The organism is Thiomicrorhabdus xiamenensis, assembly GCF_013282625.1.
Lineage (GTDB): Bacteria > Pseudomonadota > Gammaproteobacteria > Thiomicrospirales > Thiomicrospiraceae > Thiomicrorhabdus > Thiomicrorhabdus xiamenensis.
On record NZ_CP054020.1, the window covers coordinates 2,073,960 to 2,096,919 of the forward strand.

Sequence of the window (22,960 nt, forward strand, 5' to 3'; positions counted from 1 at the left end):
AGATCTTAACTTAATTTTGTCGCTCAATTTCTCAGTTGAACCCCCGGACCGGTTGCGCCATCCATTCCCAGCGTTTCCAGTTCGTTGATTTCCTGGAAGTCCTGAATCCCTTCGGCGATCAATTGCAGACCGATCGAATGCCCTAGGGTACAGGCGCCTCGTACAAAGCTCTTCGTCTCCTGATCCTGCTTGGAGATATTGTGGATCAGCGCCGAATCGATCTTAATATAATCCAGACCGACTTCCTGCAGTCGGGAGATATTGGCAAAGCCGGAACCGGCTTTATCCAGACCGACTTTACAACCCAGCGGTTTAACCAGTTCACAGAACTCGACAAAGTGACCGATATCTTCCATAACCGCACGCTCAGGCAGCTCCAGCCAAAGCCGGTCGGCAACACCGCTGTTCTTGATCGCCTCGATCAGCTGATCGCGGACGTCCAGATCTTTCAAGGTTTCAATCGCCAAATTCACCGCAACCGAGTGTCGAATGGCGCCATTTTTCATCTGGTCAAGCAGATATCCAGTCAACGCCATATCCAACTGCGGCAACATATCGAATCGACGGGCCCAAGGCAGGAATTCGCCGGCGGTAATGGTGTTCTCTTCCACTTTCAGACGCATCATCGCTTCGTGATGCAGAGGTCGGTTTTTAATATCCACCACCGGGAACAGCTGAGCCACCACACTTGAAGCATCCAACGCTTTCTCCAACAGCTCGCGCCATTGTTGCGAATTTTTCAAACCGTCCTGCACAGCCCCCTTGTCTTCCATGACCAGCAATGTCTGTTGCTCATTCTCCGCTTTTACCAGCAAAGCGTCCATTTTCTGGAAAATATTCTGTCGGCTGTCATTCGCCTTGAAGGAGGAGGCCGCCATCGGCAACTGCAACTCAACCTGATCTTTATAGGTATTGGCGTAAGTCGCCATAAAGACTTCCAGCGCTTTTGCCAAAGCATCCATTTCCTGAATATTGCTGAGCATAATCGCAAAATCGGTACCGCTCAGACGACCGAAAGTGCTATCGTCAAACTCTTTGTCGTGCTGACGGATGGTCTGAATGATTTTTTCCGCGACGCCTTTCAGCAGCGCATCGGTTTTTTCATGCCCCAAGCTCTGATTGATTTTGACCAGATTGGCAACGCGCAGGAAAATCATCGCATTGCGGGCGTTTTTGTCTTCATTCGCTAGGACACTTTCCAGTTTGCTGACAAAAAACTCGCGATTGGCAAAACCGGTCAGGGCATCATGCTGATTTCTGTAACGCATCTCTTCGAGACGGCGGCTTTCGTTTTCCAGCATGGTGCGAACGCGCGCCGACAAAGTATTCATCGCGCGAACCAGACGGTTGAACTCCAGTGTTTTCGGTTCTTCGGACGTGATAAAGCGGCGCCCGCCAATCGCCTCCGCCTGCTTGACGACATCTTCCAGAGGACTGGTCAGAATGCGCAATACCCAGGTTCCGATGGCTCCGAGTATCAGCGCGGCGACAAAGAACCACATCAGAAACTGCAACATGGTTTTCCATAGGGATTCATAAGCGAAACGGTCGTCACTCTCGACAATCAGGGTACCGTACTGCTGCCAGCCGTCTTGAACCTGTGCAATGCCTTTTCCGACTTTCAGAGGAATCAGCGCCTTGAACCACTGCGGAACCTGAGCGCTGATTTCCACTTCATGAGTTTTACTCAGTCGCTCGTCGCCGTTCGGATCCAACAGTTCGATGCGCTTATAGTTCCCGGTGTCGAATTGCGCCGCAATCAATAGCTCAACCATCACTTCGTCTTTTTCCATCTGTGACAGCATTAATGCTAGGGAGTTGGCGTTATCGCTGTTTTTCAAGTTCAGCTGCTCGATGTAATAGCTTTTGGCGCTATAGGTACTGATGAAAAAACTGGTAAAGAACACCAGAATCATCAGGCCAATAATCGCTATCCATAACTGCTTGACCAAAGACATAACCTACTCCTCTTATTGAATGCGTGCGGTTATATGCATCCCATTAAAATTTAAATTCCTATCCCGACTAACGCAGGCTGATGCCTTCACGTTCAATCTTACTCATGACCTGCTGCCAGCGCGACAATCGCGCCATAGGGTTGGACTTGGTCGCTTTCGACAAGCCCGCCCACAAACCGCGGCTGTTGAAACTGAACACCGGCTTAAGATCCTGACGGGTGTTGGCCAGTTTGACCTCGCCAATCAGATTATCCAGAATCAGCGGCATCGAATTCGGCGTCGGATAGTAGCCCAGTACCAGATGCGCCTGTGTTCGTCCGCCGTAGAAAGCCTTAACGTAAATCAGCCGCAGGTGCGAATCATCCACCCCTGCCAGACGCAGGGTGACATACTTGGCAATCGCATAATCTTCGCAGTCTCCCGCGCCTTTCCCGAAAGTTTCGGCAATGGATGCCCAGTGATCCTTGACCCGGTTATTACTGATATCGGACTGATAATAGACCACCTTATTGACGAAATTATTCACTTCGACCAGCTTCTGCTGATCCGGCAGTGTTTTAATTCTTTCCAACATCTTTTGCCAGGTTACGGCCAGACGTGCGCGCTGTTCACCGTGCTGCGAATAGATAGTCTGATAAAAACGGTCGAAATCCAGAGAAAGATTTCCGAGAGTGGGCCGACCGAAACTCCCTAAAAGAAGCAGGCCAAAGATCAGAGATAACGACCAGAAAAGAAGCCTGCGACGCATCAAGCAGACCTCCATTCCCGCCGCTGAAGCCGATATCCTTTCCTGTCTGCAAAAAGCCGACGGAGGCTCGTTTCAAAGCTTTTACAAGCGAAAGAGATCGCACAAAGAGCGGCATTATCGCCAAGATACTGAAACGCCATTACTCTCCCTGCTCCCTCAAAAAGATTCATTTAGCGATAACCTTATCAGAATCGGGTGCTTTGGCAAGCTGATATCGCGCCTCAGCACCGGGAAATCGGCTAATTCGTGACGGCAGTCAAGAGATAGCGCTTCAGAAGGCGTTGCTAAAGGAGGTCAACTCATAACGGGTACGGTCAATCATCGCGGAACAATAGGCTTCACCATAGGCTCCGCTGGTAAAACGGAACTGCCCTGCGCTGTAATCCAGATGGTAGCAACGATTGGCTTGCAGTTCGACCCTCATCACTTGCGAACGCTTGCGCCCGGAGTGATCGCGGTAACTCACTTTAAACTGATAGGTTTTCGGCACCAACAACAGCTTGTCCCGGAAAATATACTGATCGTTCAAATACACTTTCGGGTACAACTTATTGAAAGAATCCGCCAGATTCACCACCAAAGCGTAGTGCTTTGACGGCCGATCCGGCTCCGGTTGGGTCTGCGGAGTGCTACAACCGTGGAGTAGCGCAGCCGAGATAATAAAAATCAACCCTGCTGACCACAACTTGGCTGAACGTCGAACAAGAGAATAAGCAGCTTGAAACACAGTAGTTATCCATATAACTTAATCAAAAAAAGTTGACTCATTATAAATGAGCAAAAGGCGAATAAAAACGGAGAAATATCAGGGTTAAAGGCAAAAACGAGAGAATTATTTAAGCGATTTGCGCACCTTTTTGAGAATGGCGTTCTGTTTCGACTGAAGATGCTTTCTCAGCTGCTTGAGAAATTCCGGATCCAGATCAACAGCGTATTTACGGATCAGATTCCCTGCCTGAGAAAAATCATGAAATTTTCCGAGCTGCTCCTGCAGGAATTTCAACTCGGCCAGCAATTTGTTTTTATTGCGGTAATGGTGTGCGACCTGATAGCGCAGACGCTTCACTTTCAAGCGAATCTTGTGAACCTGTTTCTCTTCCAGATCAACCAGCAGAAGACGCTTCCTGATCTGGCGAAACTGTTTTTCGATCTGTTCAAGTTCTTCAACACCTTCCGAAACGGCCAGAGAATCCTTCTCGCGGGTAAAATTGGCCCGCAAGTTACACAGCTCCGGCAGAATATCCAGCTGCAGAAAATTTTTGAAATCGTCGTCCAACTGATTGCGAATCCCCAGCAGTTCCTTCCTCAGCTGATCGCCCGCATCCCGCATATCTTTGGGAAATCCCGGAACAACCTGCAACATCAAAACATCCAAGTCACGAATTTTATTGCTTGCCTGAATCACCCTTTTGAAAAACTCACGATGATAATCGTCTTTCGGCAACAGAGACACCAATTTGCGCGCTGACACTCGCAGCTCGTGCAGAGTTTTCTCCTGCTCTTGAAGAACGTTCTCCAACTCAAGATAAACGACAAGTTGGTCGTAAAGTTTTTGCGCCACAGGATTCATCTTGAGCCAGCTCTCCCAATTAACATCGCTACGTCTTGCCGGAAATCTTGCCACAGAGCCTTTTAAGAAATTTGACACTCTTGTGACAAAACGCCTCATCGGCAACCATTGCCGTCATATTTCGCACATAAAACAAAATATAACAATCACTTAGCCTTAGCAATCGGAAGATCCTCCCAGCGCGTGGTATAGCGCGGCGACAGTAAATTACGCGCCATCTGCCAACCTTGCGGACGACTTGATCCGCTTGAGGCCAAAAACAGACTGCCACGCCCATGCTTGCGATTTAACTGATCCATTACCGTCATCAGCTTATCCTGACGGGGGTTGGCGGAAAATTTCGGTTGCGCGGCAAAAAGATCCAGTTGCAACTGCGTCTTGGGCTGCAGCTCGGACAAAACCACTCCGGCTTTGTGAAAACGGAACCCCGGCCGCCAGATCTGTTTCAAAGCGCGTCTGACAATTTTGGCAAACAGCACGCTGTTATCCGACGGATAAATCAGGCTGGTCGCATAACTCGGCGCATAATAAGTTTCCGGTGCATAAGGATCGGTGCGAATAAAAACCGTCACAATCTGGCAAACACTGTTCTGCCGACGCAGTTTCTCCGCCGCTCTTGAACTGTAGACAATCAAGGCCTCGACAAGACGTTCGAAGTCGCTCACCTTCTGTGAAAAAGAACGCGATACGACAATCTGCTTTTTGCCTCCTACCTGTTCCAGCTGCAAACAGGAAATACCGTTCAATTCCGCCGCAGTCCGTTCCAGCACCACACCGTACCTGGCTCTCAGGCGCGACCTGTCAGCCTGTCGCAAATCTTCCACCGTAATAATGCCATCCCGGCGCAAAGCCTGATTTAGGCTTCTACCGACGCCCCAAACCTGCCCGACGTCAACCTGTTTCAAGAGCTGCGACAAGGCCCCGTGCTGCAATTCGGTCAAATCGCAGACACCTTGATACTGCGGCAGTTTTTTTGCCAGATGATTGGCCAACTTGGCCAGCGTTTTCGTCGACCCAAATCCGACCGCCACCGGCAACCCCAGATCTCGTCTGACCGCAGCCCGGATCTGCTCCCCGTAGGCGGCCAAGCCCTGAGGGTAAAGCGCCGGGTGTACCGCGGTAAATTCCAGAAAAGACTCATCAATCGAATATACTTCCTGCCGCGGAGCAAAGCGTCCCAAGAGTTGGTGCATACGATTGGACATATCGGCATAGAGCTCGTAATTTGAACTGAAAACTTTGGCCCGATGCTTATCCAGCAGCCATTTCACTTTGAAATAAGGCTGAAACATCATGTTATCCGGTCGGGCTGCGTAATAACCTCCGTCACCGAGGCTTTTTACTCTGGCAAGCAGCTCGCTGTTGAGGCTTTTGGCTTCGGCATTGGCGGCAACGATACAGCCGTCGTTATTGGATAGAACCACCACCGGCCGCCCTTGCAGAGCGGGCTCGAAAGCCATCTGACAGGACGCATAAAAAGCATTCCCGTCAATCAGCGCAAAGATTCGCCCCATACAACCTCTTTTGATTTATGTTACAATATCCAAAAATTGCATTCTACGGCAAAGAGAACAACATAAACAAGCAGATTTTATTAAGCTATTTCAAACGCTTAAATATCAAAGACGACAAGCCTCCATTTACCTCGGCTGAAACCGATACAATATGGAGCAGTTTTGCGGAAAGTCGAACGGTAAACGTTACTCTTACTCAAATGGAAATTGATTTATGACAATAGGACATGGCGGGAAACGAAGCGGCGCGGGACGCAAAAAAGGCAGCGGCGCTTTTGGCGAGGCGACTAAGGTTGTACGCATTCCGGAGTCTCAGGTCGATACTGTCAAACAGTGGCTCGACAACTATAAACAAAACCTCAGCGACGCCAGTCTGCAGCAGCTGGATGCGCTCAGCGGCATGGTAGAGGAAGCCGAGCAGTTGCTGCCTCTGTACAGCCATAAGGTGATCGCCGGTTTCCCCTCTCCTGCCGACGACTTTGTCGAAGCACGCCTGGATTTAAATGAAAAGCTGGCACCGAACCGCCACAGTTCGTTTCTGTTGAAAGTTCAGGGGGATTCGATGCGCGACGCCGGAATCTTTGACGGCGATATTCTGGTGGTCGATCGCAGCCAGTCTCCGCAGAGCGGAAAAATTGTTATCGCCGCGTTGGACGGCGAATTAACGGTCAAACGCCTGGCCATCCGCCAGGACGGCACCTTTCTACTGCCGGAAAATCCCGATTATCCGGAAATCAAAGTCAGCGAAGAGAATGACATGGTGATCTGGGGCGTTGTGACCTCCTGCATTCATCAGTTTTAATTTAAACGTACCGCCATCTGAAAAACACGGTTATTAATAAAACTTACCCTACGACATTTACTTATTTTTGGTAAGCGAATAGGATAAAGCAATGGGTATCCAGTTCGTATCAGACATTATTTAATCCAGATTTTTCTCGGCGGTAAGTTTTATGGATAGAAAAGAAGCGACTACTGACAATCGGCCAATGATTCTCTGTGTCGATGACGAACCTCTTAATCTGAAACTTCTTGTTGACCTCTTAAGCCATCGCTTCGCAACCCGAATCGCGACCAACGGCCAAAAAGCGCTGGAGGTCATCGCCCAACACAAACCCGACCTGATCCTGCTGGATGTAATGATGCCGGTAATGGATGGTTTCGAAACCTGCACCAGACTGCGTAGGGATCCGCAAACCGAAGACATTCCAATTCTCTTTATTACCGCCAAAAACCAACCCACCGATGAAGAACACGGACTCAAAATCGGCGGCAACGACTTCATTTCCAAACCCATCAACCCCGGCGTCCTGCAAGCCCGAATCGATACGCAACTCAAACTCAGATACGCCCAGGAAAAAATCCGCCAGCGCGCGGAAACTCTGGAGGAAGAAGTCACACAACGCCTTGACGAGATCAATCGCCTCCAGGACAGCAGTATCTTTGTCATGACCTCAATGGCCGAATTTCGCGATGAAGCTACCGGCAATCACATCCGTCGAACACAATATTATGTTCAGGCATTGGCCAGAGAGCTGGCCAAAAATCCCGAATTTACTTCTCGTTTGAGCGACGAGCGGATCGAACTGATGACCAAATCCGCCCCCTTGCACGATATTGGCAAAATCGCTATTCCGGATAATATTCTGCTTAAACCGGGAAAACTGACCTCCGAAGAATTTTCCGTCATGAAAACCCATGCCGAAAAAGGCTTCCGTATTCTGCAACGTGCCGCCGAGTCCATGGGGAACGGCGGTCAATTTCTGGAGGTGGCTCAGGAAATCGCTTACTACCATCACGAAAAGTGGGACGGTTCCGGTTACCCGCATGGCCTGGCCGGAGAAAACATTCCCCTTTCGGCACGGATCATGGCAATTTCCGATGTCTATGATGCACTAACCAGCGAACGGCCCTATAAAAAAGCCTTTTCTCAGGAGCAGGCGCTGGAGATCATGCTGGCCGAATCCGGCATGCATTTTCAACCGGTCTTACTGGAGACTCTGACGCAGATCAAAACGCAATTGCTCGAAATTGCCAACCGCCACCCTGACAAAAAACAACAATAATCTTTAATACTCTATGCGAATAAACTGCAAAAACTCACCTGTCGTTTTTTTTTAAACGAGTTCATAGAAATTCAATAATTATTGGTTAGAATGAAAATATGCCTTATTCGAAATACAAAAACTGAAAACAAGAGCGAATAGATGAAAAAAGTTGTGATCCCCGTTGCCGGACTCGGCACCCGATTCTTACCTGCTACCAAAGCCATTCCCAAAGAGATGATTACGCTGGTTGACCAGCCTCTGATTCAATATGTTGTCTGCGAGGCGATTTGCGCCGGATTTACCGATATCATTCTCGTCACCCACTCTTCAAAAAACGCTATCGAAAACCACTTCGATCATAATTTTGAATTAATGACGACCCTTGAAAACAAAGGGAAACACTCGCTGATCAACGTCGTTGACAATATTCTACCGAGCGACGCCAATATCATCTCCATCCGCCAACCGGCACCACTTGGACTAGGGCACGCCATTCTGTGTGCAGAACCGATTATCGGCGATGACGATTTCGCGGTCATTCTGCCGGACGTCATTTTAAATTCGAAATCCTGCGATCTGGCCAAGATGGTGCAAGCCTTCCAGACCAGCCGCAAGAGCCAGATTATGGTCGAACCTGTGGCGCACGAAGATGTGCATAAATACGGCGTGGTCGACTGCCAAGGCGTTGATGTGGACCCAGGACAGTCTGCCAATATGGTCGGCATGGTCGAAAAACCGAAAAATGAAGAAGCGCCATCCAATCTGGCAATTACCGGACGCTATGTGCTCGACAATCGAATTCTCGGCATTCTGCACACAACCCCGAAAGGTGCCGGCGGCGAAGTTCAACTGACCGATGCGATCGCGACCCTGATGAAGGAGCGCGGAGCTCAAGCTTACCAAAGCGCCAGCAAAAGCTATGATTGCGGCGATAAATTAGGCTACTTGAAAGCAACTGTCGAATTTGCCATGCAACATCCGGAACTTGGTAAAGAGTTCAAGGAATGGCTGGAAACGGAGATTAAATGAAGCAGCTAAAAGCTTATCAACCCTTAAGCGCCCTGGCTGAACAACTCAAACAGACACACCTCAACAGTCTGTTTGACGATAATGCGCAACGCTTTGCACAATTTCATGTTCAGATGCCGGGCATCATGCTGGATTTTTCCAAGCAGAAAATCACTCAAGAGGTGCTTGACGGCCTGGTTTCCATGGCGGAAGAAGCCGATTTGAAACAGTGGATCGAGCGCCTCATCGAGGGTGACGAACTGAACCACACCGAAGGCCGCAAAGCCTGGCATACCGCACTGCGCAATGTCAGCAACCCGGTTCCGGAAGTTGCCGAGCAGTGGGATAAGATGGCGTTTATCGTTGAGGAACTCCACCTCCAACAGATGCGCGGTTATTCGGGCAAGGCGATTACCGATGTCGTGAATATCGGTGTCGGCGGCAGCGACCTCGGACCACTGATGATTACCCACGCTCTGGAAATGCAAAAGCTTCCGCAAAGCCCGGACATCCACTTCGTTTCGACCTTGGACGGCCGTCAGTTGCAATCTCTGCTGGCCAAGCTAAATCCTGAAACCACCCTGTTTATTGTCGCGTCGAAATCTTTCACCACCATTGATACCCTGTCCTTAGCGGAAACGGCAAAGTCATGGATGAAAGCCAACTGTCAAAGTAACTGCCAGTCGCAAAACGCGATTATGCGTCATTTTATCGGTGTTTCAGCCAACCCAGCCAAGATGAGCGAATGGGGAATCCTGCCGCAAATGCAACTGGCCTTCTGGGACTGGGTCGGCGGACGCTTTTCAATGTGGTCTAGTATCGGCCTGACTATCGCGATTCAGCACGGCATGGAAGGTTTTAAAGCAATGCTTGAAGGCGCCCACGCGGTGGATGAGCATTTCCGCAACGCCCCCTTCAAAGAAAACATTCCAGCCTTACTTGGCCTGATCGGCGTGTGGAACACCAACTTCCTTAACCTCGCCGGACAGGCGATTCTACCTTACGACTCGCGTTTGAAGCACTTCGCCGGCTACCTTGAACAGCTGGTAATGGAAAGTAACGGTAAACACACGCAACGCGACGGCACCTTTGTCGATTACCGTACCTGTCCGATCCTGTGGGGTGAAGTCGGGCCGAACGCTCAGCACGCCTTCTATCAGCTGCTGCATCAAGGCACAGAGCGTGTTATGTCCGACTTTATTCTGTTCAAGGAAGGACAGGGAAGCGACGAACGCTCTACTTTCCACCAGAACCTGAATATCGCCAACTGTCTTGCGCAAAGCCGCGCCATGATGGTCGGACAACAAAGTGACGACCCGCACAAACACTACCCTGGAGACCAGGTTTCCAATACCTTGCTGCTCACACGCGTCGATGCCTACCATCTGGGAATGCTGGTCGCGATCTACGAACATAAAGTCTTTACCGAATCGGTCATCTGGAATATCAATCCTTTCGATCAATGGGGGGTTGAACTCGGTAAGAAAATTGCCCTGAGTATCCTCGAATCGATAGATCAACGAGATGCATCCGAACTGGATCAGTCAACACAGGGTATTCTGCAGCAAATCTGGGAACATAAAACATGATTATTAACGTATTTGGCTCAACCATCAGCGCACTGGTTACCGCCGCCTGTCTGGCCGAGACCGGAAATAACGTCACCCTGATCGGTCAAATCCCAAACGAACTGGCCGAACCGGGTCTGAAGAAACTGCTCAAACAACAAATGGAGCTTGAGACCTTGCAGGTCTCAGAAAGCCATCAGGTAAATGCCGATTTTCATATCTTCGCCTATGGCGATGGCGATTGCTCGCAGGCTCTGAAAATAACGGCAAAACTGGCCGAAGAGAAACACGATAACAGCTGTCTGATCATCCGCTCCAATTTCAGTATTCATATCGTTCGCGACATTATCGAAGCGGCGCAAATGCCGATTATCATCAATCCGGACTTTGCTCCGGAAGGTGCGGCCATCGAGGGCTTTCAACGCCCGGATCGAACCATTATCGGTGCAACCAACGGTGATGCGGTCGCAAAATTCCGTCGCTTACTGGCGCCGTTCAACCGTTTCCGCGACACCTTTATCCAGATGACGCCAGAATCGGCCATTTTGACCAAATACGCGACCAACGTCCTTATCGCGACACGAATCAGCCTAATGAACGAACTGGCACTGGTAGCCGAACAGATGAACGCCGACATTGAAGAAGTTCGCCAAGGGCTGGGCTCTGATCACCGTATCGGTTTCTCCTATCTGTATTCCGGGGTAGGATTCGGTGGCGCCTATCTCGAACGAGACCTGGAACGCGTACAGACACTGATTGACGAGTCCGGTTCCAAAGAGAACCTGCTGAAATCGGTCTACAATATCAACCAGCAGCAGAAAGAACTCTTGTTCCGCAAACTCTGGACGCACTATCAGTGTGACCTTGATAAGAAGAAAATCGCGATTTGGGGGGTCAGCTATAAGCCCAACACCAACTCAATCGACGGTGCACCGAGTCTGGTCATGATTGAAGCCCTTCTGCATCAAGGATGCGAGTTGCACATATTCGACCCCAAACTGGACGATATTTTCCAGAACTGGATGCAGGCCAACCTAAACAGTGAACAACGCTCGCGAATTCATACCCATGCCACGATGTATGAATGTCTCGACCAAGCCGATGCACTCTGTGTTCTAACCGAATGGAAAAGCTTCTGGAGCCCGAACTTTACGACCATCAGGGAAAAAATGGCCGCGCCAGTCATTCTTGACGGTCGTAACCTGTACGACAAAATCTGGCTACAGGAAAACGGCTTTACCTACTTCGGGGTCGGGCGTTAACTCTCTCACTCAAAATTTACTGCAAAGCCCAAAATCATTTTGGGCTTTTTTATTTGATCACGGAAAACCCCATGCAAAACCTAAGCTGCTTTAAAGCCTACGATATTCGCGGAGAAGTTCCTTTAGATTTGAATAACGATCTGGCTTACCGGATCGGGCGCGCCTATGCCAGCGAATTCACCCCGAAAAACGTGGTGGTCGGTCACGACATCCGTCTGGAGAGCCCCGATCTTAGTGCCGCCCTGTGCCGCGGATTGACTGAAAGCGGCGTCGAAGTCTGGCATCTGGGTCTGTGCGGAACCGAGGAGGTTTACTTCGCGACCAGCCACTATCAGGCCGATGGCGGTATCATGATTACCGCCAGTCATAATCCGAAAGGCAATAACGGTATGAAACTGGTTACGGCTGGCTCCAAACCGATCAGTAAAGACACCGGCCTGCTGGAGTTGAAAAGACGAGTGCTGGAAAAAGACTTCGTGCCAACCGTCGAACAAAGCGCACAGATCCACCCGAAACACGATAAAAGCGCCTATATTCAGCAATTGCTGAGCTATATCGACCTTGATAGCATCAAACCGTTCAAAGTCGTGGTCAATGCCGGCAATGGCGCTGCCGGACCGACATTCGATCTGCTCGCCGAACACCTGCCCTGCGAATTCATCCGCATCAACCACGAAGCGGACGGTAATTTTCCGAACGGCGTCCCCAACCCAATGATCCCGGAAAACCGCAAAGTCACGGCAGATGCAGTGATCGAACACCACGCGGACTTTGCCGTTGCCTGGGATGGCGATTTTGACCGCTGCTTTCTGTTCGATGAAAACGGCGGCTTTATCGAGGGCTATTACCTGATCGGTCTGCTCGCGGAAACCCTGCTCAAAAACCACCCCGGCGCCAAAATCGTCTACGACCCTCGTCTGACCTGGAACACGATAGAACAGGTCACCCAGGCCGGAGGGGTTCCGGTGCAGTCGAAAACCGGACACGCTTTTATCAAAGAGCATATGCGCAAAATCGACGCCCTGTACGGCGGAGAGATGTCGGCACACCACTATTTCAAAGACTTTTTCTTCTGTGACAGCGGCATGATTCCGTGGCTGCTGATTATGCAGCTGATGAGTCGAAGTGGGAAATCACTGAACCAACTGATCCGTGAACGTGCGGCGGCCTATCCGTGCAGCGGTGAATTGAATTATAAGGTTGAGCACAGCGACAAGATCATCGCAGCAGTCAGAGAGCATTACGCCGATCAGAATCCCGAAATTGATCTGACTGACGGCGTTGGCCTGGCGTTCGCCCAATGGCGGCTGAATATCCGCACCTCCAATACCGAACCGTTATTGCGCTTGAATGTAGAAAGCCGTGGCGACCCGCAACTGGTGGCGCAAAAAGTCAAAGAAGTCGAGGCGATAATAGATCAATTTGCATAATGCCGGAATAGCCGAATGGCCAAGCCGATAGCCTCCGCCTGTTGATACGGATACAGCGATCCCTTCATTGGATTTAAGAGGCTACGGCAGCCGACGCATCCAAAGCAATGCGATGGCCAATAGAATAAGCGCTGGCAAAAAAGCGCCCAGCGCGATCGGAAGCTGGTAGACCAGAGCCAGATTACCGATCAGCATATTGACCAGCTGAAAGCCCAGACCGACGACGATTCCGACAAACACCCTCTGCCCTGTACTGATCTGACGCTGAGACCCGAAAATTAACGGAAAAACGATCGCCAGCATCGCGAAAGCGACCAACGGCATTGCCAGCTTACGCCAGAAATCCAGCAGATAAGGCCCTGCATCCAGCTCATTCTGCTGCAGGAATTGAATATAGGCATAGAGATCGACAAGACTCAAATAACGGCTATCCATATCCAGCTTGGCGAGATCATCCGGTGCAAAGGGCAACCCCAGAGGAGTCTGATCAAGTTTCTGGAATTTCAAACGTAACTGGCGCAGACGCTCCGGCTGTAATTGAGCATTATCCTCCAGAAGCACTCGACTCAGATCGTCAGGCAGATCGGTGAACAACAACCCCATGGCCTGGCCCTGCTGCATTTTCCAGCCGCGACGTTCGTCATAAACCACTTTCGGGCTTGATTGTACTTTCTGCAAACGCCCGTCTTTGAGGTGATATAGGGTGACCTGACGCAACTCTTCGGCGGACACAACCCGCCCTATATGAATATAGCGCTCGCCATCTTTGACCCAGAAACCCTGCGAATTTCCTAAAGAAAGACTCTTATTCAACGCCTCTATACGCATTTTCTGCGCATAGGACTCACTCTGTGGCGCGACATATTCGCCGATCAATGCAATCACTAACCACAGCAGAAACGCGCTTTTGGCGACGGCAAACAAAATACGTCGGATTGACCAGCCAGTCACTCGCAAAACCGTCAGTTCGCCGTGATTGGCTAAAGATCCCAAACCCATTAAAGTCCCGATCAACAGCGCGACCGGAAACAACTCGGAAAAATAACCGGGAACTTTCAACACCACAAACAGCGTTGCCTTCGCAAAGGTAAAACTCTCGTTTACTTTGCCGAACTGGTACAACGCCTCAAAGAAACTCAGCAGCGCAACCAGCACCATCAAAACCAAAAGGCTGAAAGAGATGACCGTTTTTCCTAAATAACGTTCCGTAAGATTCATCGCTCCCCCTCTTGAACGGAGCGCTTATTCCCCGTAGCGGTAGATCTTGAAAAAACGGCAGTAATGCGATGTTTCAACCAACCGAAAACACCTAATGAGAAAAACAAAAACAGCAGCGGAACCGGCCAAAGCCCGATCGTTGCCGGCCAGTAGCCGTCTTCAATCGCATTTCGCCCGGCGATCAATAGCTGATTAAACAGAATGAAGAATACGATAGCGATAAATACTTTCGAAAAACGTCCCTGACGAGGGCCGGTTCTGGAAAGCTGAAGACCGAGCATTCCCAAAACCAGAATCCCCAAGGGAGCGGCAATGCGCCATTGCAGAATGGCCTGCTCTTTAGGATCTTCGGAATCAAACAGGGTCAAAGTAGACAGCTCTTCTTTTTCCGGATCGCGGCGACTTCCGGTAAGTTCGGGCAAAACACCTTCAAAAGACTCGAAATACTGTACTTCAAAGGCTTGTTCAGCCCGTTCCTGAGTCGGCTCAACGCCAAGAGCCAGGTTCAGGTTCTGATAACGCCAGCCCTGTTGCAGCCTCAGGACAACCTGATCGTTATGGGTAATGAACTGCCCCTTGGGCGCCATTAGAATCAGATCGTTCTGCTTATCGAGGAACTTAACCCAGACATCTTCCAAAGAGCCATCGGCGGTGATCGCCTTGGCATAAAAGACCCCTTTGTTTCCGGGAAGCGAATTAAATTTCCCGGGAACTAGGGCCGCAACCGGAGAGACCACTTCCTGCTTATCCAGCAACACCCTTTCCTGCGATAACGCATAGGGCGAAAAATAGTGTGTGATCGAAACACCGAGCAGAGTCAATGGCAGCAGAAACCATAACAGCAAACGGCGAAAATAACTCGGTGCAACGCCACAGGAATTCAGAACCACCATTTCCTGATCCTGATAGAGACGGCCGAATGTCAGCATGACCCCGATCATGGTCGCGAGAGGCAGTATCAACTCCAGTACGGTCGGCAGTTTCAACAACAGAACCTGACCGACAACCGCCACCGGCAGTTTGCCTTCCATTGCAATGGCCAGAAGCTTAGTCGCTTCGGCACCAAAAGTGATCAGCAACAGGACAATCAGTACAGCCGAAAAAGACCATAAAAGCTCCTTAAGGAGCATCTTATCGATAATGCGCAAAGTGCCGTTCCATTAAGATGATGAGTTAAGTGATTATTAAGATTATCGCAAACTGCCACTATTATAGCCGCATACTGGCGAAACGATTGGCTGAACCTGCAGAAATCGATTTCAAAGCTGATATTCCGCGTCATTTATGATTCAATAACCCAAAATATCCACAGCCCTTCTCCTGACAAGCTCCGGGCTTGCCATAACTTAAAGGATGAAAGAATCAAGACTATGCAAAAAATTCAATTTTCCGCAACCGCCAGCTCAACTCTGGATCATTTTGACAGCCTGATCGTCGCGGTCAATGCCGACGGCAACCTGATCAGCAACGATTTGACAGATAAGATCCAGATTCAGAACCTGATCAGCCAACTTCACCAGAGCGGTGATTTCACCGGAAAAACCGGCAGTTGCCTGATGTTGAGCATGCCAAACGGTGTGGATGTACAAAGACTTTTCCTGGTTGGATTGGGAGACACTGACAAGCTGAGCGACAAGGCTTATCTTGGCGCACTACAAAACGCTGCCAAACAGGTACTTGCCAGCGGCAGCAACCAACTTCTCAACGGCTTGGCCGAAGTCGCTCCCAAAGGACGCAACAGCGATTGGTCTGCACGCCAGAACGCCCTGATTTTTCAGAAAAGCTTCTACCAGTACACGCATCCGAGCCGCGGAACTTTCAGTAACGACACTCCGAAACTGAATGCCATGAGCTTCACTGTTAACGCGGATCAGAAATCCCTTTCTCTAGCGCAGGCAACAGCACTCGGCATGGAATTAACTCAGGATTTGGCGAATATGCCGCCAAACTACTGTACACCTTCCTACCTGGCGCAAACCGCGCAAGAGCTGGCCAATACCTATGGTTTCAAGGCTCACATACTGGAAAGAGAACAGATGCAGGAAATGGGCATGGGGTCATTTATGGCCGTCGCTCAAGGCAGCGCGACTCCGCCGAAGATGATCTGTATCGAATACAACGGCGGCGGTGATGAAGCACCGATCGCCCTAGTGGGTAAAGGTGTCACTTTCGACACTGGCGGTATTTCGCTTAAACCGGGCGAATCCATGGACGAAATGAAGTACGACATGGGCGGTGCCGCCACCGTTCTGGGCGTCTTTAAGGCGCTTGGCGAGTTGAAGCCGAAAATCAATGTCGTCGCGGTCATTCCTTCAACCGAAAACATGCCGGGCGGAAAAGCTGCAAAACCGGGCGATGTCGTCACTTCGCTTTCCGGACAGACCATCGAAATCCTCAATACCGATGCCGAAGGCCGTCTGATCCTGTGCGATGCGCTGACCTACGCGCAGCAGACTTACAAACCGTGCAAAGTAATCGACATGGCGACTTTGACCGGTGCCTGCATTATCGCTCTGGGCAACCACGTTTCCGGCATCCTCGGTAACGACCAGACGCTGGTCGATCAGATCCGTGCCGCCGGTGACGAGACTTATGACCGTTTATGGCAGCTGCCGCTTGGCGAAGAGTGGGACGAGCAGCTTAAATCGAATTTTGCCGATATGGCGAATATCGGCGGACGTGCTGGCGGCACCATCACCGCCGCACAGTTCTTGGCTCGTTTCACCAAAGAAGTGCCTTGGGCGCATCTGGATATCGCCGGAACTGCCTGGGTCAGCGGCAAGGATAAAGGGGCCAGCGGCCGTCCGGTTCCAGCAATGGTCGAGTTCCTGAACCAGCAGGCAAAAAGCTGATCAACGATGACCGAAGATCAGCAAAATACCCCACAGGAAAACACCGAAAACACGGCTGCCCGGGACGTGCTGTTTTATGTTTTGAACAGCACCGACCAACAGAGTCGCGACCGGTTTCTGTGCCAGCTGCTGAATAAGATTTATCAGCAGGGACGTCGATGCGACGTGCGTTTTGCTTCCGAGCAGGATGCGCGTCGCTTTGAACTGACATTATGGAACTGGAAAGCGACCAGCTTTATTCCGCACTCGGTGATGCATGAAATGGCAGCACCGATTCAGCTTTTCGGCGAACGTCTGTCGAAAAAATGCGCCGACGTACTGATCAACCTGCACCCGGATTTCTGCGAAGATTACTCGGATTACCAGCGAACTATCGAAATCGTTGACCAATCGGAATTTCTGGTTCAGAAAGGCAGAGTGCGCTGGAAAGACTACCAGCAGAGACAGTTGACACCGACCGTGCACAAGATTGGCTTCGACTGAGCGCCTTTTACTATACAAAACATGATTTAGCACATCTCAAAAAGCAATAGTTCACTCTTAAACTAGGCTTTAAAACCCCCATTAACTATAATTGATTGCATCTTTTACCAATCGCCCCGGGGTATGTTTATGGATATTACCAGCCTGTTGACTTTCAGCGTCGAGCAAGGCGCTTCCGACCTTCACCTCTCATCGGGTCAACCGCCGATTCTGCGAATCAATGGCGACATTACCCGTATCGATGCGCCCGATTTCGAAGCCGAGCAGCTACAGATCCTGATCTATGACATTATGACCGATGCCCAAAGACGGCATTTCGAAGCGGAACTGGAAGCCGATTTCTCATTTGCAATCCCCAAACTGGCGCGTTTCCGTGTCAACGTCTTTATGCAGAACCGCGGTATCGGTGCCGCCTTCCGTACCATCCCGAGCGACATCCTGACCCTGGAAGAACTCAAAGCGCCGCCGATTTTCAAAGATATCTCCAGTTTCCCGCGCGGCATCGTACTGGTAACCGGGCCGACCGGTTCCGGTAAATCGACTACGCTGGCGGCGATGATCGATTTCGTCAATAAAAATTTTGCTTCGCATATCCTGACGATCGAAGATCCGATCGAATTCGTTCACCAGCCAATTATGAGTTTGATCAACCAGCGTGAGGTGCATCGTGACACCAAGAGTTTCAGTAACTCACTGCGTTCCGCCCTGCGTGAAGACCCGGATGTCATTCTGGTCGGGGAAATGCGTGACCTGGAAACCATTCGTCTTGCGTTGACCGCCGCGGAAACCGGGCACTTGGTATTCGGAACCCTGCACACCAGTTCGGCAGCGAAAACCATTGACCGTATTATCGACGTATTCCCGGCTGCTGAAAAAGAAATGGTACGCTCGATGCTCTCGGAATCTCTACGAGCCGTTATCTCGCAAACCCTGCTTAAGAATACCTCCGGTGGCCGTGTCGCGGCTCACGAAATCATGCTCGCCACCAGCGCCATCCGAAACCTGATCCGTGAAGCGAAAATTCCGCAGATGTACTCGGTCATCCAGACCTCCAACCAACTGGGCATGCAGACACTGGATCAGGATTTGAAACGTCTGATGGAAAGCGGCATCGTCACCCGTGAAACGGCCCGCTCCAAAGCGGTCAACAAACAAAACTTCAGCTGATCCCCGTCATCAGACGAGGAGCACCAGAGACAAGGAATTTTTACTATGAGCGAACAGGAACTGACCGATTTTCAAAAACTTCTGGTTCACTTTACCGAACAGAACGGTTCCGACGTATTTGTAACCGCCGGTCGACCGATCGTCATGAAAAAGGACGGTGGATTGGTTAATCTGACCAAAGACATCGTCACTCAGGATATGGCTCGCGAACTCTGTTACGAGATCATGAATCACGATCAGCTGACAACATTCCAGACCACCTCGGAAGCCAACTTCGCCTACCGTATTTCGGGGCGTGCCCGTTACCGTGTCAATGTCTTTGTGCAACGCGGTACTCCGGGAATGGTCATCCGTTCGGTCCATACGGAAATTCCCGACTTTCACTCTCTAAACCTGCCGCCGGTTCTTAGAGAACTGGTTTTGAAAAAACGCGGATTGATTCTGATCGTAGGGGGAACCGGTTCCGGTAAATCAACCACTCTGGCCAGTATGATCGGGGTGCGCAACCATGAAACCCAGGGGCATATCATCACTATTGAAGATCCGATCGAATTTATCCACCGTCATGCAGGCTGCATCGTGACGCAGCGCGAGGTCGGGGTCGATACAGACTCCTATGAAAACGCCCTGAAAAACACCCTGCGTCAGGCACCGGACGTCATTCTGATCGGGGAGATTCGCGCCAGAGAAACCATGGAACATGCGATCGCTTTCGCCGAAACCGGACACTTGTGTTTATCGACACTGCACGCCAACAATACCAACCAGGCATTGGACCGGATTATCAACTTCTTCCCGGTTACCCATAAAAACCATCTTTTACTCGATCTTTCTTTGAACTTACGTGCTATCATCTCGCAGCGACTTATCCCCAAGATCGGCGGGGGAATGATTGCGGCAGTAGAAGTTCTGATTAACTCGCCGCGCATCGCCGAACTGATTCTTCAGGGAAGTGTCAGTGAAATTAAAGAGATTATGGCCAAGTCGACGGCTCAGGGAATGCAGACCTTTGACCAGCATCTGTTCGAACTTTACGAGACAGGACAGATCAGCTACGAAGAAGCGCTGAGAAACGCCGATGCCATGAACGATCTGCGCCTGAACATCAAACTTAACAGTAAGCGCCCGCCACCAATGGCCATGGGAGATACCTCCGAAGAACAGGGCTTTACCTTAAGAGAAACCAGTACGGAATGATCTTTTCAAAAACAAAAAAAATAATTAACCAATCGCTTCTACTCGGAATGGCCGGCCTCTGTCTGGGGCTGGCAACAACTTCCGCCCATGCCTTAAGCGGGACTCAGACGTCAATCGACGGCTACTGTAAAGAATGGTCCGAAAAGCTACGCACGATCCAGTACCAGGGCTGCAAGGAATTAGATCTTCAGGTCGCCGATCAACGCAGTTTTGAAAAACGCCTGCTGACCTATAAAGAGTTCGTACCACTAAACAGCGACCCGAACAAAGGAACCCCTGCGCTTCCTAAAGGGAAAATCCTTTTTATCAGCGGCATTCATGGCGATGAATATTCGGCAATCAGTATCACCTACCTGTGGATGCAGGCGATGCTCAACAACCGGGAATCAACGCAACACCACTGGCTTTTCTTGCCGATCGCCAACCCGGACGGACTTTTCCGCAGCGATCCGGCCACCCGCGTCAACGCCCGTGGCGTAGACCTGAACCGCAACTTCCCGACACCTGATTGGGATGATGCCGCTCTAAACTTCTGGAAGCAGTACTATCGTAAAAATAAACGCCGTTATCCCGGCCCAACCGCGGCTTCCGAAGTGGAAACGCGCTGGCTGGTCGATACCATCAAACGCTTCCAACCGGATGCAATCATCTCGATTCACGCGCCATACGGTCTTTTGGACTACGATGGCCCGGAACACGCGACACCAACAAAGATCGGTATCCTCACCCACCGCGAACTTGGGACCTATCCGGGGTCACTGGGGCGCTATGCCGGTGAGTTTTTAAAGATTCCGGTTCTAACGCTTGAATTGCGCTCGGCCGGCAGCATGCCGAAAGAAGAAGATATCGTACAGATGTGGCAAGATATCGAACAGTGGTCCAACGAAAAAATTGAGCATCAGGAAAAGGATTTCTAAATTACGGCTGGCTCTCTTGCAACCAATAAAAAAGGCCGTTGCGATAACGGCCTTTTTTATTACTGAATGATGTATCCCGGCTAACGACGGAAGACATATTTTATTTCGTTGTTTTCGGTGTCTTGAAGCACCACTTTCCAGTCCCCTTCCATATCTCTGCGCCAGAACTGGTGCACCATCTTATCCTTCTCCTTGGCAGGATAAGTCACATAGAACAGATCTTTTTCGTTCGGATAGAGATAAACGCTGACCTGCGACCAGTCGACTTCCGGTTGATTGTCGCCCAACCACGCTCGAACCTCTTTAACCAGATACTTTGAATCCAGGCTGAAATTCAGGTTCTCGCTTTCCTCGTCGACGATCAGAATCGGCGTACTCAGCGGCAGCTTGTATTCGGATAACAGCTTCTGCATGGCGCTGTTATTCAGTACTACACAGCCCCGACTTGAACGCGGTGCACGAGTATAGGTATTACGCGGAACGCCGTGTAACCAGATACCTGAGCCGGTTTTCCCCTGAGACTGATCCCACTTATTCGGATAATTCAGCGGCAAAGCGCCGACACCGTACAAATCCGGCAACTTGTCATCCGATATCATATCAACTACATGGTATACACCAATTGGAGTACGCTGATCACCTTCACGCTGTTTACCGGCACCTTTCGCACCGATGGTGACATAGTAGTCCGCTAATTGCTCGATCTGCTTTTTTGCATTGCGTCCGAACAGATAAAGGCGGCTCTCTTTGAGGTTAACGATCACAACATTCTTTTGCGGCCCGGCCTTAAGTACATAATGGTCAAAACCGGAGTTCTGCTGCAGTGCGCCTTGGGCAAATTCCCAACGTACCTTGGCTTCATCCTCAAGCTTGCTGATTTCATCTTTGTGCGCTTTGCGATAGGCATCGATCATACTCGGCTGCCCCGCTTTCAAAGCCAGCAAATCCGCTTTGACCAACTGTACCAACTTATAAGTGGGATGCTCTTCACTGAGCTGGTCAAAAGTATTCAATGCCTGTTCAAATGACAGGGACTGCATGGATTGCAACCCGGACAGTAGTTTCTGCTCAACCTGTAAAACTTCGTCAGCCTGCGCCACCTGAACGGTCGCCGCCAGAGACAAAGCGAAAACAAGTTTAGTTTTTCTTAGCATAAACTACTTCCTCTTGAATGATCTTCCAGTCGCCGCGATCTTTTTTCCATAACAGCACTTTATGGATTGTATCCTGAAAGCGGTCAGACTTGTAGCGTTGTCTGAAATCCACTCGGACTAATTCACTTGTGATTTCAACTGCTTGAACATCATCCAGATACACTTTAATGAATTCCGGATTGCGCAGACTGCGGTGACGGCTACGCTCCCAAGCTTCGTAATTCATACCGTTTTTGGGCATGAACTGGCGATCGTCGTAGAAACTCAGATAACGGTCAACATCCTGGCTGGCCCATGCCTGACGCCAGCCTTCCACCAGGCCGGTCACCTCAAATGCAGCCTCACTGAACCGCTTCTCAGGCGCATCCTTTTGATCCTGGCGGGTATTTTCCGTCTTCGCCAATCTGTTAAGGTCAATGACTAGCCAATCGCCCTTCGGCTCTTTGAGTTTGCTTTTTTCGAAAACGCGGTTATAAGCTTTTTGAGCCTGATAAGCGTATATCTGATTTAAATTATCCAGTGTTTTGGCGACCTGTTGATCGGCCTGCAAGGCGGCATCAAGGCGTTTTTGCGCCTGATCGTATTTCTTCTGGCGCATCAGCACCACCGCCAGATTGTTTTCCAATGCGCGCTTTAATTCCGGTGCATTAGTGGGGTTCTGGCTAAGCTGGTTCCAAATTTTATAGGCTTTTTTCAAGTCATCACGTTGAGCGGCAACCCACCCTTCCTTAAACGCTTGTGCCTGCTGTTTCGGCGTAAGAAAAGACTCCTGACCGGCTGCATGAGCGCTGCTTAACTGCAAGGCGGATGCGATTGCAAACGCGAGCACAAAAGACGTTTTCCGAATGTTTTGACATGACTTTCGA

Annotated in this window: 20 protein-coding genes; 11 read left to right on the plus strand and 9 right to left on the minus strand. The window is 50.3% G+C overall.

Annotation, left to right across the window (positions count from 1 at the left end):
- Nucleotides 1–23: 23 nt before the first annotated feature.
- From HQN79_RS09575 to HQN79_RS09595, 5 genes are all read right to left on the minus strand, one after another.
- A complete protein-coding gene (locus HQN79_RS09575) occupies nucleotides 24–1,958 on the minus strand; it encodes a bifunctional diguanylate cyclase/phosphodiesterase (RefSeq protein WP_173285952.1) in 1,935 nt (644 codons plus the stop codon).
- A gap of 67 nt (nucleotides 1,959–2,025) precedes the next feature.
- Nucleotides 2,026–2,706 (minus strand): transglutaminase-like cysteine peptidase, encoded by a 681-nt coding sequence (locus HQN79_RS09580; protein ID WP_173285954.1) that lies wholly within the window; start codon nucleotides 2,704–2,706, stop codon nucleotides 2,026–2,028.
- A 271-nt stretch (nucleotides 2,707–2,977) separates the two neighbouring features.
- Nucleotides 2,978–3,433 carry a hypothetical protein gene (locus HQN79_RS09585; protein ID WP_173285956.1) on the minus strand — a complete coding sequence of 152 codons (456 nt, stop codon included), beginning with the start codon at nucleotides 3,431–3,433 and terminating at the stop codon, nucleotides 2,978–2,980.
- Between the two features lie 105 nt (nucleotides 3,434–3,538).
- Complete coding sequence (locus tag HQN79_RS09590; RefSeq protein ID WP_173285957.1) at nucleotides 3,539–4,267, minus strand: CHAD domain-containing protein; 729 nt, start codon at nucleotides 4,265–4,267, stop codon at nucleotides 3,539–3,541.
- 155 nt (nucleotides 4,268–4,422) lie between these two features.
- A complete protein-coding gene (locus HQN79_RS09595; RefSeq protein WP_173285959.1) occupies nucleotides 4,423–5,790 on the minus strand; it encodes a Y-family DNA polymerase in 1,368 nt (455 codons plus the stop codon).
- 214 nt (nucleotides 5,791–6,004) lie between these two features.
- Between HQN79_RS09595 and umuD the strand changes: the two genes are divergently transcribed.
- From umuD to HQN79_RS09625, 6 genes are all read left to right on the plus strand, one after another.
- On the plus strand, nucleotides 6,005–6,592 hold the full coding sequence (gene umuD, locus HQN79_RS09600; RefSeq protein ID WP_173285961.1) for a translesion error-prone DNA polymerase V autoproteolytic subunit: 588 nt from the start codon (nucleotides 6,005–6,007) through the stop codon (nucleotides 6,590–6,592).
- A gap of 151 nt (nucleotides 6,593–6,743) precedes the next feature.
- Nucleotides 6,744–7,856 carry an HD-GYP domain-containing protein gene (locus tag HQN79_RS09605; protein WP_173285963.1) on the plus strand — a complete coding sequence of 371 codons (1,113 nt, stop codon included), beginning with the start codon at nucleotides 6,744–6,746 and terminating at the stop codon, nucleotides 7,854–7,856.
- A 141-nt stretch (nucleotides 7,857–7,997) separates the two neighbouring features.
- Nucleotides 7,998–8,867 carry a UTP--glucose-1-phosphate uridylyltransferase GalU gene (gene galU / locus HQN79_RS09610; RefSeq protein WP_173285965.1) on the plus strand — a complete coding sequence of 290 codons (870 nt, stop codon included), beginning with the start codon at nucleotides 7,998–8,000 and terminating at the stop codon, nucleotides 8,865–8,867.
- Nucleotides 8,864–10,435 carry a glucose-6-phosphate isomerase gene (gene pgi / locus HQN79_RS09615; protein ID WP_173285967.1) on the plus strand — a complete coding sequence of 524 codons (1,572 nt, stop codon included), beginning with the start codon at nucleotides 8,864–8,866 and terminating at the stop codon, nucleotides 10,433–10,435. Before galU ends, pgi begins: the two co-directional genes overlap by 4 nt.
- Nucleotides 10,432–11,676 (plus strand): nucleotide sugar dehydrogenase, encoded by a 1,245-nt coding sequence (locus HQN79_RS09620; RefSeq protein ID WP_173285969.1) that lies wholly within the window; start codon nucleotides 10,432–10,434, stop codon nucleotides 11,674–11,676. Before pgi ends, HQN79_RS09620 begins: the two co-directional genes overlap by 4 nt.
- A gap of 71 nt (nucleotides 11,677–11,747) precedes the next feature.
- Nucleotides 11,748–13,106: a phosphohexomutase domain-containing protein gene (locus HQN79_RS09625; RefSeq protein ID WP_173285970.1), complete on the plus strand. Its 1,359-nt coding sequence runs from the start codon at nucleotides 11,748–11,750 to the stop codon at nucleotides 13,104–13,106.
- Between the two features lie 81 nt (nucleotides 13,107–13,187).
- On the opposite strand, the gene lptG is transcribed toward HQN79_RS09625, so the two are convergent.
- Together lptG and lptF are read right to left on the minus strand one after the other, a co-directional pair.
- Nucleotides 13,188–14,324: an LPS export ABC transporter permease LptG gene (gene lptG, locus HQN79_RS09630; protein ID WP_173285972.1), complete on the minus strand. Its 1,137-nt coding sequence runs from the start codon at nucleotides 14,322–14,324 to the stop codon at nucleotides 13,188–13,190.
- Complete coding sequence (gene lptF / locus HQN79_RS09635; RefSeq protein ID WP_173285974.1) at nucleotides 14,321–15,472, minus strand: LPS export ABC transporter permease LptF; 1,152 nt, start codon at nucleotides 15,470–15,472, stop codon at nucleotides 14,321–14,323. The genes lptG and lptF overlap by 4 nt, the downstream gene beginning before the upstream one ends.
- Nucleotides 15,473–15,694: 222 nt before the next feature.
- On the opposite strand from lptF, the gene HQN79_RS09640 reads away from it, so the two are divergent.
- From HQN79_RS09640 to HQN79_RS09660, 5 genes are all read left to right on the plus strand, one after another.
- Nucleotides 15,695–17,176 carry a leucyl aminopeptidase gene (locus HQN79_RS09640; protein WP_173285976.1) on the plus strand — a complete coding sequence of 494 codons (1,482 nt, stop codon included), beginning with the start codon at nucleotides 15,695–15,697 and terminating at the stop codon, nucleotides 17,174–17,176.
- 6 nt (nucleotides 17,177–17,182) lie between these two features.
- A complete protein-coding gene (locus tag HQN79_RS09645; RefSeq protein WP_173285978.1) occupies nucleotides 17,183–17,659 on the plus strand; it encodes a DNA polymerase III subunit chi in 477 nt (158 codons plus the stop codon).
- A 129-nt stretch (nucleotides 17,660–17,788) separates the two neighbouring features.
- Entirely contained in the window at nucleotides 17,789–18,826 is a 1,038-nt protein-coding gene (locus HQN79_RS09650; RefSeq protein WP_173285980.1) for a type IV pilus twitching motility protein PilT, read from the plus strand.
- A 45-nt stretch (nucleotides 18,827–18,871) separates the two neighbouring features.
- Nucleotides 18,872–20,023 carry a PilT/PilU family type 4a pilus ATPase gene (locus HQN79_RS09655; protein ID WP_173285982.1) on the plus strand — a complete coding sequence of 384 codons (1,152 nt, stop codon included), beginning with the start codon at nucleotides 18,872–18,874 and terminating at the stop codon, nucleotides 20,021–20,023.
- The gene (locus tag HQN79_RS09660; RefSeq protein ID WP_173285984.1) at nucleotides 20,020–20,940 is read left to right on the plus strand and encodes a M14 family zinc carboxypeptidase; all 921 of its coding nucleotides are present in this window, start codon (nucleotides 20,020–20,022) and stop codon (nucleotides 20,938–20,940) included. The genes HQN79_RS09655 and HQN79_RS09660 overlap by 4 nt, the downstream gene beginning before the upstream one ends.
- Nucleotides 20,941–21,020: 80 nt before the next feature.
- On the opposite strand, the gene HQN79_RS09665 is transcribed toward HQN79_RS09660, so the two are convergent.
- Together HQN79_RS09665 and HQN79_RS09670 are read right to left on the minus strand one after the other, a co-directional pair.
- Nucleotides 21,021–22,094 (minus strand): L,D-transpeptidase family protein, encoded by a 1,074-nt coding sequence (locus HQN79_RS09665; RefSeq protein ID WP_173285986.1) that lies wholly within the window; start codon nucleotides 22,092–22,094, stop codon nucleotides 21,021–21,023.
- The gene (locus HQN79_RS09670; RefSeq protein WP_173285988.1) at nucleotides 22,078–22,923 is read right to left on the minus strand and encodes a L,D-transpeptidase Cds6 family protein; all 846 of its coding nucleotides are present in this window, start codon (nucleotides 22,921–22,923) and stop codon (nucleotides 22,078–22,080) included. Before HQN79_RS09670 ends, HQN79_RS09665 begins: the two co-directional genes overlap by 17 nt.
- Nucleotides 22,924–22,960 lie beyond the last annotated feature (37 nt).

Coding starts and splice junctions, on each gene's coding strand:
- HQN79_RS09575 (WP_173285952.1), bottom strand. CDS start 1,958: ATGTCTTTGGTCAAGCAGTTATGGATAGCGATTATTGGCCTGATGATT.
- HQN79_RS09650 (WP_173285980.1), top strand. CDS start 17,789: ATGGATATTACCAGCCTGTTGACTTTCAGCGTCGAGCAAGGCGCTTCC.
- HQN79_RS09595 (WP_173285959.1), bottom strand. CDS start 5,790: ATGGGGCGAATCTTTGCGCTGATTGACGGGAATGCTTTTTATGCGTCC.
- HQN79_RS09625 (WP_173285970.1), top strand. CDS start 11,748: ATGCAAAACCTAAGCTGCTTTAAAGCCTACGATATTCGCGGAGAAGTT.
- HQN79_RS09580 (WP_173285954.1), bottom strand. CDS start 2,706: ATGCGTCGCAGGCTTCTTTTCTGGTCGTTATCTCTGATCTTTGGCCTG.
- galU (WP_173285965.1), top strand. CDS start 7,998: ATGAAAAAAGTTGTGATCCCCGTTGCCGGACTCGGCACCCGATTCTTA.
- HQN79_RS09660 (WP_173285984.1), top strand. CDS start 20,020: ATGATCTTTTCAAAAACAAAAAAAATAATTAACCAATCGCTTCTACTC.
- HQN79_RS09640 (WP_173285976.1), top strand. CDS start 15,695: ATGCAAAAAATTCAATTTTCCGCAACCGCCAGCTCAACTCTGGATCAT.
- pgi (WP_173285967.1), top strand. CDS start 8,864: ATGAAGCAGCTAAAAGCTTATCAACCCTTAAGCGCCCTGGCTGAACAA.
- umuD (WP_173285961.1), top strand. CDS start 6,005: ATGACAATAGGACATGGCGGGAAACGAAGCGGCGCGGGACGCAAAAAA.
- HQN79_RS09655 (WP_173285982.1), top strand. CDS start 18,872: ATGAGCGAACAGGAACTGACCGATTTTCAAAAACTTCTGGTTCACTTT.
- HQN79_RS09645 (WP_173285978.1), top strand. CDS start 17,183: ATGACCGAAGATCAGCAAAATACCCCACAGGAAAACACCGAAAACACG.
- lptG (WP_173285972.1), bottom strand. CDS start 14,324: ATGAATCTTACGGAACGTTATTTAGGAAAAACGGTCATCTCTTTCAGC.
- HQN79_RS09620 (WP_173285969.1), top strand. CDS start 10,432: ATGATTATTAACGTATTTGGCTCAACCATCAGCGCACTGGTTACCGCC.
- HQN79_RS09605 (WP_173285963.1), top strand. CDS start 6,744: ATGGATAGAAAAGAAGCGACTACTGACAATCGGCCAATGATTCTCTGT.
- HQN79_RS09665 (WP_173285986.1), bottom strand. CDS start 22,094: ATGCTAAGAAAAACTAAACTTGTTTTCGCTTTGTCTCTGGCGGCGACC.